The sequence below is a fragment of the Catellatospora sp. NPDC049609 genome, assembly GCF_040675365.1.
In the GTDB taxonomy this organism is placed as follows: domain Bacteria; phylum Actinomycetota; class Actinomycetes; order Mycobacteriales; family Micromonosporaceae; genus Catellatospora.
This window is the reverse complement of sequence record NZ_JBFAOU010000038.1, coordinates 1-13,617: the sequence shown is the minus strand read 5'-3', so window position 1 is coordinate 13,617 and position 13,617 is coordinate 1. Positions and strand designations below refer to the sequence as shown.

At 72.5% G+C, this 13,617-nt stretch carries 13 protein-coding genes; 10 read left to right on the top strand and 3 right to left on the bottom strand.

Annotated elements, in window-relative coordinates; translation table 11 throughout:
• The first annotated feature begins 31 nt into the window (after positions 1–31).
• From AB0J67_RS13730 to AB0J67_RS13710, 5 genes are all read left to right on the top strand, one after another.
• The gene (locus AB0J67_RS13730) at positions 32–1,048 is read left to right on the top strand and encodes a LacI family DNA-binding transcriptional regulator (RefSeq protein ID WP_363481089.1); all 1,017 of its coding nucleotides are present in this window, start codon (positions 32–34) and stop codon (positions 1,046–1,048) included.
• Positions 1,049–1,151: 103 nt separating this feature from the next.
• Positions 1,152–1,421 carry a hypothetical protein gene (locus tag AB0J67_RS13725; protein ID WP_363481086.1) on the top strand — a complete coding sequence of 90 codons (270 nt, stop codon included), beginning with the start codon at positions 1,152–1,154 and terminating at the stop codon, positions 1,419–1,421.
• Between the two features lie 46 nt (positions 1,422–1,467).
• Positions 1,468–3,066: a glycoside hydrolase family 13 protein gene (locus tag AB0J67_RS13720; protein ID WP_363481083.1), complete on the top strand. Its 1,599-nt coding sequence runs from the start codon at positions 1,468–1,470 to the stop codon at positions 3,064–3,066.
• Between the two features lie 123 nt (positions 3,067–3,189).
• Positions 3,190–4,284 (top strand): YihY/virulence factor BrkB family protein, encoded by a 1,095-nt coding sequence (locus tag AB0J67_RS13715; RefSeq protein WP_363481080.1) that lies wholly within the window; start codon positions 3,190–3,192, stop codon positions 4,282–4,284.
• A gap of 7 nt (positions 4,285–4,291) precedes the next feature.
• Positions 4,292–4,705 carry a hypothetical protein gene (locus AB0J67_RS13710; RefSeq protein ID WP_363481077.1) on the top strand — a complete coding sequence of 138 codons (414 nt, stop codon included), beginning with the start codon at positions 4,292–4,294 and terminating at the stop codon, positions 4,703–4,705.
• 111 nt (positions 4,706–4,816) lie between these two features.
• Here AB0J67_RS13710 and AB0J67_RS13705 read toward each other — a convergent pair whose 3' ends face one another.
• The gene (locus AB0J67_RS13705) at positions 4,817–5,338 is read right to left on the bottom strand and encodes a 2'-5' RNA ligase family protein (protein ID WP_363481074.1); all 522 of its coding nucleotides are present in this window, start codon (positions 5,336–5,338) and stop codon (positions 4,817–4,819) included.
• A gap of 52 nt (positions 5,339–5,390) precedes the next feature.
• Positions 5,391–6,428 (bottom strand): tryptophan--tRNA ligase, encoded by a 1,038-nt coding sequence (gene trpS / locus AB0J67_RS13700; RefSeq protein ID WP_363481071.1) that lies wholly within the window; start codon positions 6,426–6,428, stop codon positions 5,391–5,393.
• 102 nt (positions 6,429–6,530) lie between these two features.
• Between trpS and AB0J67_RS13695 the strand changes: the two genes are divergently transcribed.
• Positions 6,531–7,943 carry an RNA polymerase sigma factor gene (locus tag AB0J67_RS13695; RefSeq protein WP_363481069.1) on the top strand — a complete coding sequence of 471 codons (1,413 nt, stop codon included), beginning with the start codon at positions 6,531–6,533 and terminating at the stop codon, positions 7,941–7,943.
• A 9-nt stretch (positions 7,944–7,952) separates the two neighbouring features.
• Here the strand turns inward: AB0J67_RS13695 and AB0J67_RS13690 are convergent, their stop codons facing one another.
• Complete coding sequence (locus tag AB0J67_RS13690; RefSeq protein ID WP_363481067.1) at positions 7,953–8,816, bottom strand: hemolysin family protein; 864 nt, start codon at positions 8,814–8,816, stop codon at positions 7,953–7,955.
• Positions 8,817–9,136: 320 nt separating this feature from the next.
• Between AB0J67_RS13690 and galE the strand changes: the two genes are divergently transcribed.
• The 4 genes from galE to AB0J67_RS13670 all read left to right on the top strand — a co-directional run bounded on the left by galE (position 9,137) and on the right by AB0J67_RS13670 (position 13,329).
• Positions 9,137–10,111 (top strand): UDP-glucose 4-epimerase GalE, encoded by a 975-nt coding sequence (gene galE / locus AB0J67_RS13685; RefSeq protein WP_363481064.1) that lies wholly within the window; start codon positions 9,137–9,139, stop codon positions 10,109–10,111.
• Positions 10,108–11,244, top strand: coding sequence for a galactokinase (gene galK, locus AB0J67_RS13680; RefSeq protein ID WP_363481061.1), 1,137 nt, complete (start codon positions 10,108–10,110; stop codon positions 11,242–11,244). The genes galE and galK overlap by 4 nt, the downstream gene beginning before the upstream one ends.
• A gap of 262 nt (positions 11,245–11,506) precedes the next feature.
• The gene (locus AB0J67_RS13675; RefSeq protein ID WP_363481058.1) at positions 11,507–12,889 is read left to right on the top strand and encodes an SPFH domain-containing protein; all 1,383 of its coding nucleotides are present in this window, start codon (positions 11,507–11,509) and stop codon (positions 12,887–12,889) included.
• On the top strand, positions 12,886–13,329 hold the full coding sequence (locus AB0J67_RS13670) for a GNAT family N-acetyltransferase (protein ID WP_363481055.1): 444 nt from the start codon (positions 12,886–12,888) through the stop codon (positions 13,327–13,329). Before AB0J67_RS13675 ends, AB0J67_RS13670 begins: the two co-directional genes overlap by 4 nt.
• Positions 13,330–13,617 lie beyond the last annotated feature (288 nt).

The window sequence follows — 13,617 nt, the reverse complement described above, 5'->3', positions numbered from 1 at the left end:
ACATCGGGCTGTCTTCGGCTAGAGTGCCGCCATGCGCGCGCGACTCTCTGACATCGCCCAGCAGGCGGAGGTGAGCGAAGCCACCGTCTCCCGGGTGCTGAACGACCGGCCTGGCGTCTCCGCCGAGACCCGGCAGGCCGTGCTGACCGCCCTGGACGTGCTCGGCTACGAACGCCCCGCCCGGCTGCGCAAGCGCAGCGCCGGCCTGGTCGGCCTGGTGGTCCCGGAGCTGGACAACCCGATCTTCCCGGCGTTCGCCCAGATCATCGAGACGACGCTGGCCCAGCAGGGCTTCACCCCGGTGCTGTGCACCCAGACGCCCGGCGGCGTCACCGAGGACGAGTACGTCGAGATGCTGCTCGACCGGCAGGTCTCCGGCATCGTCTTCGTCTCCGGCCTGCACGCCGACTCGACCAGCGACCCCGAGCGCTACCGCAAGCTGATCGCCCGGCCGCTGCCCATCGTGCTGGTCAACGGCTACGCCGAGGGCATCGAGGCGCCGTTCATCTCGTGCGACGACCGGGCGGCCGGCGAGCTGGCCGTGTCCCACCTCGTCGCGCTCGGCCACAAGCGGATCGGCCTGATCTCCGGCCCGGACCGCTACCTGCCGGTGCAGCGCAAGATCGAGGGGTACCGGGCCGCCATGCGGCGCCTGCTGAACCTCAGCGACGCGCAGATCGACGAGATGATCTCGCTGTCGCTGTTCGGCGTCGAGGGCGGCGACGCGGCCGCGTCCCGGCTGCTCGACCGCGGCGTCACCGGTTTCGTGTGCGGCTCGGACCTGATGGCGCTGGGCGCGATCCGCGCGGTGCGCGCCCGCGGCCTGCAGGTGCCCACGGACGTCTCGGTGGTCGGGTACGACGACTCGCCGCTGATCGCGTTCACCGACCCGCCGATGACCACGCTGCGCCAGCCCGTCCGGGCGATGGCCGTGGCGGCCGTCCGGGCACTGGTGGATGAGATCAAGGGACACCCCGCACCCCACTCCGAGTACATTTTTCGACCGGAGCTGGTGGTCCGCGGGTCCACCGCCGCCCACGCGGAGTGACGGCGCTTCACTATGACGCATGAAACTTTCTGAAATCCTCTGCTTGACTCTTGCGTAGCTTGCGCGACATCCTTCATGGGTCCACGGCGGCGTTCCCTGCGCTGTGACGACCCGTTTCCTGGAGGAAGTCATGCGCCGCAGCAACCGCGACACCGCCGCAGTCGGCGCGGCCGTCGTGCTGCCGCGCGCTGCCCGCACCAGGTCCGCTGAGAAACCGCTCTCACCGCCGGCACCGGCCACCGCGGAAGGCGCGCCACGACCGTCCGGCGGTTACCGCGACCGGATCCCCGGGCAGATCCTGGACGTGACCATGGGCGGCGCCCTCACCCTGACCGTCCCGGCCGGCGCGGCCGTGGCCCTGCTCCCCTCATGACCACCCCTGCGCAGCCGCTCCTGCGCGACCTCGGAAAGGAAAGCCAGTGACCACGCAGGCAAACGACGACTGGTGGCGTGACGCCGTCGTCTACCAGATCTACCCGCGCAGCTTCGCCGACGCCGACGGCGATGGCACCGGTGATCTGCAGGGCGTGCGCGGAAAGCTGCCGTACCTGCGGGAGCTCGGCATCGACGCGATCTGGCTCAGCCCCTTCTACACCTCGCCGCTGGCCGACGGCGGCTACGACGTCGCCGACTACCGCGACGTGGACCCGCGCTTCGGCACCCTGTCCGACTTCGACGACATGATGAAGGACGCCCACGCGCTGGGTATCCGCATCATCGTCGACCTGGTGCCCAACCACTCCTCGGACCAGCACGAGTGGTTCCAGGCGGCGCTGGCGGCCGGGCCCGGCTCCCCCGAGCGGGCGCGGTACATGTTCCGCGACGGCCTCGGCGAGCACGGCGAGCTGCCCCCGAACGACTGGGAGTCCATCTTCGGCGGCCGCGCCTGGACCCGGGTGCCGGACGGGCAGTGGTACCTGCACCTGTTCGCCCCCGAGCAGCCCGACCTGAACTGGGAGAACCCCGAGGTGCGCGCGGAGTTCCGCGACGTGCTGCGGTTCTGGCTGGACCGGGGCGTGGACGGCTTCCGCATCGACGTCGCGCACGGCATGGTCAAGGAGGCCGGCCTGCCGTCGGTCGGGCGCACCAGCGACGACGGCGGCCGCCAGGTCGAGATGCTCGGCAGCGAGCGCCTGCCCTACTTCGACCAGGACGGCGTGCACGACATCTACCGCGAGTGGCGGCCCATCCTGGACGCCTACCCGGGCGGCCGGATGGCCGTGGCCGAGGCGTGGGTGGAGTCGGCGGAGCGGCTGGCCCGCTACATCGGCCGGGACGAGCTGCATCAGGCCTTCAACTTCGACTTCATGATGGCCGACTTCGACCCGGTGTCGTTCCGTACCATCATCGACAAGTCGCTGGCCGAGGCCGACCTGGTCGGCGCGCCCACCACCTGGGTGCTGTCCAACCACGACAAGTTCCGGCACGTCACCCGCTACGGCGACGGTGAGCTGGGCCTGCGCCGGGCCCGTGCGGCCACCCTGCTCATGCTGGCGCTGCCCGGCTCGGCGTACCTCTACAACGGCGAGGAGCTCGGTCTCAACGAGGTGCTCGACCTGCCGGACGAGCTGCGCGAGGACCCGTCGTTCAAGCGCACCGGCGAGAGCCGCGACGGCTGCCGGGTCCCGCTGCCGTGGGGCGGCACGCACGCCGAGGGCTTCCGGTTCAACCCGGACGGCCTGGGCACGCCGTGGCTGCCGCAGCCGGCCAAGTGGGAGGCGCTGACCGCGCAGGCGCAGGAGACCGATCCGGACTCGACGCTGAACTTCTACCGCGCCGCGCTGCGGCTGCGCAAGGAGCTGCCCGCCCTGGGCGGCGGCCGGGTGGACTGGCTGGACGCGCCCGAGGGAGTGCTGGCCTTCCGCCGCGAGCCCGGCGTCGTGGTGGTCGTCAACATCGCCGACCGGGCGGTCGACCTCGCCGAGCTGGGCCTGTCCGGCGAGGTGCTCCTCGCCAGCGGCCCCCTGCACGCCGACGGCCGCATCCCCGCCGACACCGCCCTCTGGCTCTCCGCCTGACCCGAGGAAAGGAAGGGCACCTTCTTAACGGACGTCCGTTAAGAAGGTGCCCTTCCTTTCCTGCCGGTGGTGGGGGTCGGGGAGGATGTGGGTGTGGTGGCCGTCGTGGGATGGGTGCAGCGCATGACCGAGGTCATCGGCGCGCGCTATGAGGAGCTGGTGGACCGGGCGCGCAAGCGGTCCGCGAGGTTCGACCATCTCTGGCGGATGAAGGAGCGCTACGCCGACGTGCTGGCCGGCCGGCTGGCCGCGGCCATCGCCTACTACGCCTTCTTCGCGGCGTACGCGATGGCGATGGTGGCCTACGCCGTGCTGGTGAAGGTGTTCTCCGCCAACGTGAGCCTGGTCGCCGAGGTCGACGCCTTCCTCAAGGAGTACCTGCCGTCGATCGACACCGACCAGCTGAAGACCGCCGCGACGTCGATCCAGTGGATCGGTGTGATCAGCCTGGTGCTGGCCGGCATCGGCTGGGTGGACGCCTGGCGCTCGTCGCAGCGCGCCATCTGGGGCCTGGACCAGCACCCCGGCAACTTCCTCGTGCTGCGCCTGACCGACCTGGGCATGCTGATCGCGCTGGGGCTGCTGATGGGCGTCTCGCTCACCGCGATCGACGGGCTGGAGCGGATCTTCGACCTGATCCCGAAGTCGACCGGCGCGTTCTGGCTCAAGGTCGGGTCGTACGCGCTGGCCGTGCTGGTGAACGCGATCATCGGCTTCGCGCTGGTCACCGTGCTGCCCCGGGTGCACATGACGCCCCGGCGGCTGCTGCCGGCCATCGGCATCGTCGGCGTCGGGCTGACCCTGCTCAACGAGCTGGGGCGCTACTTCGTGCAGCGCACCGAGAACAACCCGGCGTACGTCGCGGTCGCCGCCTCGGTCGGTCTGCTGCTCTACCTCTACCTGTTCAACCAGATCGTGCTGTGGGCGGTCGCCTATGCCGCCACGTCGCGCCGGGGCAAGGTGTTCGACCTGGCCTGGGGCCGCCCGCGCAAGCACCACCTGGAGTGGATCCCGCCCGGCGACCTGGCCCGGGCAGAGGCGGAGGCCGCCGCCGCGGACGGCGTCGAAGCCGAGGCCGAGGCGGCCGAGCGGGCCGCGCGGGAGGACGACGCGGCCGAGCGGGCGGCGCGGCTGGAGGGCGCCGACGACGGCGACACGCCGGACCGGCGGACTGTTTCCGTGGAGCCTCCCCCGAAAAGGCACCGCGAAGCTCGATGATGGTCACGTGGGTGCACTCGTGACTTTGGAGCTGCCGGCCGGTGCGCCGCAGCTCGACCTTCCCTGGATCATCACCTTCGGCCCGCTCGACGACGACGAGGAGTGGGAGCCGGTGGTCTGCGGACCGTACGAGCGCCCGCACGCGCTCGCGCTCGCCCAGCACATCGTGGCCGACGAGGACCTGATGGCGGTCGTGGAGCCGCTGCTGCCGGCGACCACGCTGGAGCAGATCCGCGCCGAGATCGCCAACGCGCAGGATCTCGCGGCCGAGGAGGCCGACGAGATCGACGACGTGCTGGACGACGACGCGGACTCCGAGGACGAGGAGCACGAGCACGACGAGCACGTGGCCGAGGCCCCCAGCGCCGACGAGCTGAAGGCCGGCTTCGCCCGTATCTCGGCCCGCCTCACCGCCTCCTGACTCCGCCCCGGGCCACCGGCCCGGCTGCTCTTTCGGGGAAACCGCGCGAAAGCAGCGTGTCTTTCGCGCGGTTTCCCCGAAAGTGCTGCACCGGCGGGTCGGCCGGACGGGTCAGCCGCCCAGCGGGTAGTCGCGGACGGGCTGCCAGCGGCCGTCGCCGTTGTGCTGGTAGCGGGTGAAGTGGTCGACCTCGAAGCGGGCCGTGTAGTCGGCCATGCGCTCGAAGACGTCGTCCAGCGCGGGCGCGGGCACGTCGTGGCCGACCGTGACGTGCGGATGGTACGGATGCGCCAGCTCACGGGCCAGCGGCCCGGTGCGGATCGCGTCGGCCAGCCGCTCGCACTCCACGATGCCCGCCGCCAGCGCCACGAACACCACCTGGCTGACCGGCCGGAACGTGCCGGTGCCGCGCAGCTGGATCGCGAACGGGGCGTTGTCCGCGGCCACCCGCTCCAGCAGCTCGTCGATGCGCCGGTCCAGGTCCGCCGAGACGGCCAGCATGGTGGGGCCGAGCAGGGTCACGTGCGAGGGGATCAGCGCGGCGAGCGGATCGCCGGTGGAGGCGCGGGCCGCGTCGAGTTCGGCACCCCACGGCTGCGGGATGCCGATCGCGATACCGATGGTGCGCTCCACCGACGCCTCCAATGCCGCCCGGCGCCCGATGGGCCGCCCGGCTGTGCCGCTGCTACTTCGATCCCGCCGCGGGCGCCAGGAACCCGATCTTGTCGTAGACGTTAGCCAGCGTGGGCGTCGCCACGGTACGGGCCTTCTCGGCACCGATGACCAGCAGTTTGTCCAGTTGCGCGGGGTCGTCCAGGTACTCCTGCGTGCGCTGCTGGAACGGCGTCACGAACTCCACCACCACCTCGGCGAGGTCCTTCTTGAGGTCACCGTACCCCTTGCCGTCGTAGGCCTCGACCAGCTCGGGGATGGAGCGGCCGGACAGCGCCGAGTAGATGGTCAGCAGGTTGCTCACGCCCGCCTTGGCCTCCGGGTCGAAGGTGATCTCGCGGCCGGTGTCGGTGACCGCCGACTTGATCTTCTTGGCGATCCGGTTGGCCGGCTCCAGCAGCTCGATCAGGCCGTTGCCGGTCGACGCCGACTTCGACATCTTCGCGCTCGGGTCCTGCAGGTCGAGGATCTTGGCGGTCTCCTTCACGATGTGCGGCTGCGGCAGCGTGAAGGTCTTGCCGAACAGGGTGTTGAAGCGCTGCGCCAGGTCGCGGGTCAGCTCCAGGTGCTGGCGCTGGTCCTCGCCCACCGGCACCGAGTCGGCCTGGTAGAGCAGGATGTCCGCGGCCTGCAGGATCGGGTACGTGAACAGGCCGACGCTGGACCGCTCGGCGCCCTGCTTGTTCGACTTGTCCTTGAACTGGGTCATCCGGCTGGCCTCGCCGAAGCCGGTGATGCAGCTCATCACCCAGCCCAGCTGCGCGTGCTCGGGCACGTGCGACTGCACGAAGATCGTGCAGTGGGCCGGGTCGAGCCCGACGGCCAGCAGCTGCGCCACGCTGACCCGGGTGCGCTCGCGCAGCAGCTTCGGGTCGTGTCCCGCGGTGATCGCGTGCAGATCCACCACGCAGTAGAACGCGTCGTGCGTCTCCTGCATGGCCACCCAGTTGCGCACCGCGCCCAGGTAGTTGCCCAGATGGTACGAGCCGCCGGTGGGCTGGATCCCGGAGAGCACCCGGGGCTTGCTGTGCTGCGTCGCGTCGAAGGACATGCGGGCCATTCTCCCACCCCGATGATCCCCGCATGAAGCTGGGAACCGGACGCCGCCGGTGCGACTCACTACAGTCGCCGAGGACGAGGGACCGGGGAGACCATGACCGCGCAGGACGAGCTGGGTGAGCTGTACCACGCCGGGTACCGCCGGCTGGTGGCGCAGGTCTACGCGTTCACCACCGACCTGACCGAGGCGCAGGACGCCGTGCAGGAGGCGTTCGCCCGCGCGCTGGCGCGCCGGCACGGCCTGCGCGATGTGGACGCGCCGGAGGCGTGGCTGCGTACCGTCGCGATCAACGTGGTCCGCCGCCGCTGGCGCCGCCGCCAGCTGCTGGACACCATCCTGCTGCGGGAGCGGCCGCTGACCCGGATGACCGCGGCGGCGCCGGAGCCCGACAACACCGACCTGCGCGCGGCCCTGGCCGGCATCCCCAGCCGCTACCGCGAGGTCATCGTCCTGCACTACCTCGCCGATCTGCCCCTGGACGAGGTCGCCGACATCCTGGAGGTCCCCGTGGGCACGGTCAAGTCACGGCTGTCCCGGGGCCGGGAGGCGCTGCGCGGCCTGCTCGACGACGTCGAGGCGCCCCCGCTGGAGCAGGTGCGGGTGCGCGCCGGGCGGCTGCGGGCCCGGCGGCAGGCCGCGCAGGTCGGCAGCGTCGCCGCCGTGCTGCTGGTCGCAGTGGTCGGCCTGCTCCAGCCGTGGCGGCCCGGCCCCTCCCCGTACGACGCTGCGGCCTCGCCCGCGCCGTCGGCCTCCCCCGGCGCGTACCAGGGCGCCGGCATCACGATCAGCGCCATCCCGAACCCGGCCACCGCGCCCGACCTGCCCGGCCTGATCGACCGGTTCGAGCTGGACGGGCAGGCCGGCTGGCTGCGTACCACCTGCACCGCGGCGGAGACCGACTGCCTGCCGCGGTTCGCCCGCACCGCCGACGGGGGCCGGACCTGGCTGGTCGAGGCCGACACCGGCGTGGCCCTGCCCGCCCCGGCGACCCAGCCCCCGCTGACCCGCAGCTGGCTCGCCCGCCGCCCCACCGTGGGCGGCGTCTGGTGGGCCGGCGGCCAGGCCGCCGGCAAGGCGCCCGCGCTGGCCTCCAGCAGCGACGGCGGCGCGACCTGGCACCTGCACGAGCTGGCCGGGGCCGCCGCCGGCGACCTGGTCACGGCCACCGTGCGCGGCGAGGACGTGGTCGCGCTGACCACCCGCGCGGGCAGGATCACCGGCGTGTACGCGGGCAGCGACCTGACCCGCGTCTCGGACGGCGGCGGCATGCGCGTCGAGGGCGAGCCGGTGCTGCTGCCCGACGGCCGCCTGATGATCGCCGCCGAGAGCCGCTTCCAGCTCAGCACCGACCTCGGCGCCGGCTTCACCGCCGCGCCGGCCAGCCTGCCGACGGTGGGCAGCCTGCGCGCCACCTCCGGCGGTTACGTCGCCCTGGACCTGTTCCGCGCGGGCTGGGTCGCCGTCTCCACCGACGGGGTGACCTGGCGCAAGCTGGCGATCCGCTGACCGTGCGGGTCAGGCGGCCTCGGGTGCCGCCGTCGGCTCGACCGGGGTCAGCCGGACCCGGGCCACCCGCCGCCCGTCGAGCGCGAGCACGGTCAGCCGGTACGCCTCCAGGGTGGCGCTGTCCCCGGCGGCGGGCAGGCGGCCGAGCACGCTCATCAGGAACCCGCCCACGGTCTCGTACGGGCCGTCGGGCAGCGCGATGCCGGTGCGCTCGGCGAAGTCGGCGAGGTTGAGCATGCCGTCCACCTCGTCCGGCGCGGGGCCGCCCGGAGCGTGCGCGGCGGGGGTCTCGTCGTACTCGTCGTGGATCTCGCCGACCAGCTCCTCGATGAGGTCCTCGAGGGTGACGATGCCGGCCGTGCCGCCGTACTCGTCGACGACGACCGCGATGGTGTGCCGCTCGCGGCGCATCTCCGACAGCGCGGCGAGCACCGGCTTGCTGGCGGGCAGCCGCTTGATCTCCCGGGCCAGCTCGCGCACCGGGCGCTCGGGGCGCTCGTCCCAGAGCAGGTCGCGCAGGTGGACGAAGCCGACGACGTCGTCGTGGCTGCCGTCGGTGACCGGCAGGCGGGTGTGCCCGGCCTCGCGGGCCTCGGCGATCGCCTCGGACACGGTCATCCCCACCGCCAGGAACCACACCTCGGTGCGGGGGACCATCACCTCGCGCAGGGTGGCGGCGGAGCGGGCCAGCGCCTTGCTGATGATGTGGCGCTCGTCCGGGTCCAGCGCGGTGTTGACGGCGACCAGCTCACGCAGCTCGGCCTCGGTGATCTGCTCCCGCCCGGCGGTGGCCTCCACCCCGAGCACCCGGTTGGTCCAGCGGGTCAGCGCGTCGGCCGCCCGCACGATGGCCGGCGCCACGGCTCGCGCCATCCGGCCGGGCGGACGTAACCGGGGCTCCCGGCGGCGCGGTTCTCGACCATGATTCTCCCGCGTGCGGGGGGTGTTCTGCCGGGGCACGGACATGCGCGCATCGTAGCGTTCCGGTGTTGCCGTTCCCGCACGGCGAGCATGCCGACCAGGGCGGGCACCGCGATTTCCGGGTACGCGCGGTCATCGCCGGGACGACCTGACGGGGAGGCGACAGCGTTTGAGCCTGTTGCTTTCTGTTGGAATATGATGAGATAGGCGTCGTCGCGATCGCCGCGGCGCGGGCTAGGCTGGCCCGCACCAGGAGTTCGAGGAGCGTACTGATGAAGGTACTGGTCACCGGAGGCGCGGGGTACGTCGGTAGCGTCGTCGCCCGGTTGCTGGTCGACGCGGGCCACGAGGTGGTCGTGCTCGACGATCTCTCGCGCAACGACGACTCGCAGGTGCCCGTGGGCGCCCGGTTCGTGCGGGCCCGCATCCACGACGCCGCCTCGGTGCTCACGCCGGACGCCGGGTTCGACGCCGTGTTCCACTTCGCCGGGCTGATCTCGGCCGGCGAGTCGATGTCGCACCCCGAGCTGCACTGGGAGAACAACACCATCGGCTCGCTGGCGCTGCTGGCCGCGATGCGCGAGGCGGGCGTGAAGCGGCTGGTCTTCTCCTCCACCGCCGCGACCTACGGCGAGCCGTCCGAGCTGCCGCTGACCGAGCACGCCGTCACCAAGCCGGTCAACACCTACGGCGCCACCAAGCTCGCCGTCGACATGGCCATCGCCTCCGAGGCGCACGCGCACGACCTGGCCGCGATCAGCCTGCGCTACTTCAACGTGGCCGGCGCGCTGGTGCTGCCGGACGGCTCGATGATCGGCGAGCGGCACGACCCGGAGACCCACCTGATCCCGATCGCGCTGGAGGTCGCGGCCGGCCGGCGGGAGAAGCTCGCCGTCTTCGGCGACGACTACCCCACCCCCGACGGCACCTGCATCCGCGACTACATCCACGTCGGCGACCTGGCGCAGGCCCACCTGCTGGCACTGGACGCGGCCCGCCCCGGCGAGCACCGCATCTACAACCTCGGCAACGGCAACGGCTTCTCCTGCATGCAGGTGGTCGAGGCGGTCCGCGAGGTGACCGGGCACCCGCTGCCCGTCGAGATCGCACCGCGCCGCCCCGGCGACCCGGCCGAGCTGGTCGCCTCCTCCGCCCGGGCGCAGGCCGAGCTGGGCTGGACCCCGGAGAAGACCGACCTGCGCGACATCGTCGCCGACGCCTGGACGTTCTTCCGGAGCGGGCGGTGACGCCCGGCGGGTCCGCCGGCACGGGCCCGGCCGACACGCCGCCCGGCGCCGCAGCCGTCGCGCACGGTGTCTGGGCCGCACCCGGCCGGGTCAACCTGATCGGCGAGCACACCGACTACTGCGACGGCTTCGTGCTGCCGTTCGCGCTGCCGCAGCGCACCGTCGTCGAGGCGAGCCGGCTGGACCGTCCGGAGTGGATCGTCACCTCGACGCTCGCCGGCGAGACGGTCACCTTCGACCTGTCCGCACCGGTCACCGGCTGGGCGGCGTACGTCGCCGCGGTGGTGTGGTCGCTGCGCGACGCGGGTTACGAGGTGCCCGGCGCGCGGCTGCGCGTCGACTCCGACGTCCCCGGCGGGGCGGGCCTGAGCTCGTCGGCCGCGCTGGAGTGCGCGGTGCTGTCGGCGCTGGCCGACCTCGGCGGCCTGGACATCCCGCTCGCGCACCGGCCGAAGCTGGCCCAGCGGGCCGAGAACGCGTACGTCGGGGTGCCCTGCGGGATCATGGACCAGTCCGCCTCGACGCTGTGCCGCGAGGGCCACGCGCTGTTCCTGGACTGCCGCACCATGGCCACCGAGCACGTCCCGCTCGACCTGGCCGGGCAGGGCCTGGCCATCCTGGTCATCGACAGCAAGGCCCCGCACCAGCTCGTCGACGGCGAGTACGCCGCCCGCCGCGCCGCCTGCGAGCGCGCCGCGGAGCTGCTCGGCCTGCCCGCGCTGCGCGACGCGACCCTGCCCGACCTGTCCAGGCTGGACGATCCGCTGCTGGTCCGCCGCGCCCGGCACGTCGTCACCGAGAACGCCCGGGTGCTGGAGACCATCGCCCTGCTCCGCGAGGGCCGCCTGCGCGAGATCGGCCCGCTGATGACCGCCTCGCACACCTCGATGCGCGACGACTTCGAGATCACCGTCCCCGAGGTCGACGAGGCCGTCGAAACGGCGCTCGCCGCCGGTGCGTACGGCGCCCGGATGACCGGCGGCGGCTTCGGCGGCTGCGTCCTGGCCCTGGTCGAGGCCGAGAAACTCGACACCGTCGCCGACGCCGTGCGCTCCGCCTTCGCCACCCGCGGCTTCGCCCCACCCGCCACCTTCACCGCCCTGCCCGCGCCCGGCGCCCACCGCCTCTCCTGAAAGGAAGGGCACCTTCTTAACGCCATGCGTGGTGGAAGGTGCCCTTCCCAACTCTCTGTCGCCAGGCCTGCTCCCACCCGGGAGCGACCCGGCCGGACGGCGCGCAGCGGACGTCGCTCCCCGGCCACCTCGCACGGTGGCGGACCGCCGCGCTCCCGGGGCTGCCTGACCGCGAACCCCACGGCAGGGCCCGCCGCATCGCGCGGTTTCCTTCCTGACACCACAGTGGACGGTGTGGCACGCATGCGGCAGGATGCCGCGCATGGCTTCCGCGGAGCGCAACGTCTACCTCGACCAGGTCATGGCCCAGTCCTCTCAGCTCGAGCAGGACCTGCGGGTCAAGAAGGCGGCCGCCCCGGCGCCACAGGCCCAGGCCAGCGGCGGCGGTGGCGACACCAGCAATCGCGCCCGGCGCAGCGCGGCCGACGCCGCGAGCACCCCTCCGTCCGCAGTGGACGTACGCGTCACCGGCTTCGGCCCGTGGAAGACGGTCCTGGTGCCGCCGAACGCGTTCGTGGTGCACACCCGCCGCGGCCGGGACAAGCCGCTGCACCTCGGCCTCGGCACCTCTTTCCGCTACCGGCCGCGCACCGACTCCTACCTGGTCGTGCCGGGCACCATGCAGACGATCCTGCTCAACGCCTTCTGCATCTGCCGCGAGCTGCAGGGCGTGCTGGTGCAGGCGTACGTCCAGTGGATCGTGCAGGACATCGCCACGGCGTACCGCAAGCTCGACTTCGGTGACGCCTCCGACCCGATGCGCCTGGTCAACCTGCAGCTCAAGGAGCAGGCGGAGGCGGCCATCAAGGACAAGGTCGCCACCATGAGCGTGCACGAGGTGCTCAGCGACAAGCAGCCCATCATCGAGGAGCTGACCGCCCGGCTGCGCGGCGTGGCGGAGGGCGCGGGCGACAGTGACACCGGCCTCGGCCTGCGCATCGTCACCGTGCAGATCAAGGAGGCGGTGGTCACCTCGGCGCGGCTCTGGGAGAACCTGCAGAAGCCGTTCCGCTCCGAGCAGGGCCAGCTCGCCCGGCTCGCCGAGCTGGGCGCGCAGGAGGTCATCACCGGCCGCGAGCTCGCCGCCGCGCGCCTCGACCAGCTCCAGCGTACGGAGAACGAGCGCGAGCTGGCCGACCTCAAGGCCCGCAACGCCGCCGCCGCGTTCGACCGCGACGCCGCCGAGCGGCTGCGCCGAGGCGAGCGCGAGCAGACCGACGCCCGCGCGCTCGCCGCGCAGGCCAGCGAGACCACCCTGCACGCGCTGCGGCTGGAGCAGGAGCGGCACGCGCAGGAGACCGAGATGAGCCGGCTGCGGCTGGAGCTGGAGCAGACACTGCAGCGGCTCACCGTGCAGCACGAGCTGGAGCTGGCCCGCGACCGCGCCGAGCAGGCGCACAGCTCCGCCCTGCTGGGGCTGCAGCGCGACCGGCTGCGCCAGGAGATCGCCAACGCCCGCACACCCGAGGCGGTGCAGGCCGAGCTGATCGCCCGGCTGCCCGAGATCGTGGCGAAGCTGCCCAAGCCCGACGAGCTGCGTACGGTCAACCTGTCCGGCGGCGACGGGACCAGCCTGGCGGGGGTCATCGCGGAGCTGGCCGCGGCCATCACCGCGATCCGATCGGCGGTAGTGTCACGCGAATGATCACCTGGGTGGGCCCGGCGGACGCCGCGTTCGGCGCGGTCGCCGAGCTGTTCGACGACTACCGCGCGCACTACGGCGAGCAGCGGGCGTACGGTGCGACCCGGCGCTGGCTGCAGGAGCAGGCCGCCGCGTCCGGGCTGCGGATCGCGGCGGCGTTCGCGGACGGCCGGCCCTGCGGCTTCGCCGTCGCGCTGCCGGTGCCCGCCTCGCTGCGCCTGCGCACCTTCTGGCTGGTACGCGACCTGTACGTCGACCCCGCGCACCGAGGCCGCGGCCACGCCCGCGCCCTGCTCACGAAGGTCCTCGACGAGGCCCACGCCGCCGGAGCGCTACGCGTCTCCCTGCAAACCGAGACCGACAACACCGCCGCCCAGACTCTCTACCGCAGCCTCGGCTTCACCCCCACCGACGGCTACATCTCCCTAACCCACCCCCTCTGACCCCCACCCCTCTACCGCGTTGATCATGAACTTATGGGCGTGTTCGACGGCGTGTCGCTGCCCTAACTTCATGATCGACGGGCTGGGTGGGGCTGGGGAGACGGAGATCGCCGTCTGTGGTCGGAACCTGGGGTGTGAGCCGGGGGTTCTGTCCGTAGACGGCGATCTGGTGTGGTGCTGGGTGCTGGCGGGTTGGGGTTAGTTGGCTTCGATGATCATGCCGGCGGCGACGGTGCGGTTGGTGGTTTCGTCGATGATGATGAAGCCGCCGGTGGTGCGGTTGCGGCG

Excerpts from the sequence above, each read along its gene's own strand:
- AB0J67_RS13675 (WP_363481058.1), top strand. The coding sequence starts at position 11,507 with ATGGCTTCCGCGGAGCGCAACGTCTACCTCGACCAGGTCATGGCCCAG.
- AB0J67_RS13715 (WP_363481080.1), top strand. The coding sequence starts at position 3,190 with ATGACCGAGGTCATCGGCGCGCGCTATGAGGAGCTGGTGGACCGGGCG.
- AB0J67_RS13670 (WP_363481055.1), top strand. The coding sequence starts at position 12,886 with ATGATCACCTGGGTGGGCCCGGCGGACGCCGCGTTCGGCGCGGTCGCC.
- galE (WP_363481064.1), top strand. The coding sequence starts at position 9,137 with ATGAAGGTACTGGTCACCGGAGGCGCGGGGTACGTCGGTAGCGTCGTC.
- AB0J67_RS13695 (WP_363481069.1), top strand. The coding sequence starts at position 6,531 with ATGACCGCGCAGGACGAGCTGGGTGAGCTGTACCACGCCGGGTACCGC.
- trpS (WP_363481071.1), bottom strand. The coding sequence starts at position 6,428 with ATGTCCTTCGACGCGACGCAGCACAGCAAGCCCCGGGTGCTCTCCGGG.
- AB0J67_RS13730 (WP_363481089.1), top strand. The coding sequence starts at position 32 with ATGCGCGCGCGACTCTCTGACATCGCCCAGCAGGCGGAGGTGAGCGAA.
- AB0J67_RS13690 (WP_363481067.1), bottom strand. The coding sequence starts at position 8,816 with ATGGCGCGAGCCGTGGCGCCGGCCATCGTGCGGGCGGCCGACGCGCTG.